This is a genomic window from Vibrio sp. 2033, assembly GCF_033339735.1.
In genome coordinates, this window is the sequence record NZ_JAWOVC010000273.1 from 1 (window position 1) to 764 (window position 764).

Annotated in this window: 1 pseudogene; it reads left to right on the forward strand. The window is 45.3% G+C overall.

Features of this window, described 5'->3' with window-relative positions:
- Positions 1 to 551 (forward strand): annotated as a pseudogene (locus tag R7P74_RS26035) (metal-dependent hydrolase); the annotation flags it as partial.
- Positions 552 to 764 lie beyond the last annotated feature (213 nt).

Consider the following 764-nt stretch of genomic DNA (forward strand, 5'->3'; position numbering starts at 1 on the left):
GAAATCGAAATTATGCGCGTGTCGCATTTCTATGGTCGCTGGCTTATCTGACTCTTGGGGGTATTCGACGAGATAGAGCAGAAGCGGCCGGGTGGAAAATCGTCCAAGAGCGACAGCACAGTGCTGTGCAGCTAAAAGCAAAACCAACCTTCGGCAATCTTTTAGTCTGGAAAGTGATTTATGAAACGGAAGATAACTACTATGTGGATGCGGTAAGAGTGGGGCGCTCAATAAAAATCTATCCTGGCGAATCCACACCAAAGCTCAATGTAAAAACACAATTTCCATGGCTCGACCCACAATCTCAGCAAGCGAAAGATATTGAACGTTTCCGTTGGTTTTCAAATGGTTTTGTAGTGCAAGACCCGGATGACGAAATGCGAATTGTTGATGTGCGTTACTCCATCGTGCCAAACCAAATTAATGCGCTGTGGGGCATCAATCTATCCCCGAAAGCCAGCGCGGACGAACACGTCGAATACACTGCTCATCGAGGTAGTGCAGCGGAAGACCGCCAAACTTTTCTCAATATGCTTACGGACTTTGATTGAGCGCTTACTTGGGTTACATGGGGAGTGACTCAGTGACTATCAAGCCGATTGAAAGTCCTTCACCAGCGTAGGCTTATGAGCAAAGAAGATTTTGCTAAACAGAGATTTGTACTTCCATCCAAGAGACAACAGTCGTTTTGCTAAGCTTTTGTTTTCAATGATAGCGACTTCAACGCCTTGGTAATGATATGGATGGCTTTTAATGTAGTCGAT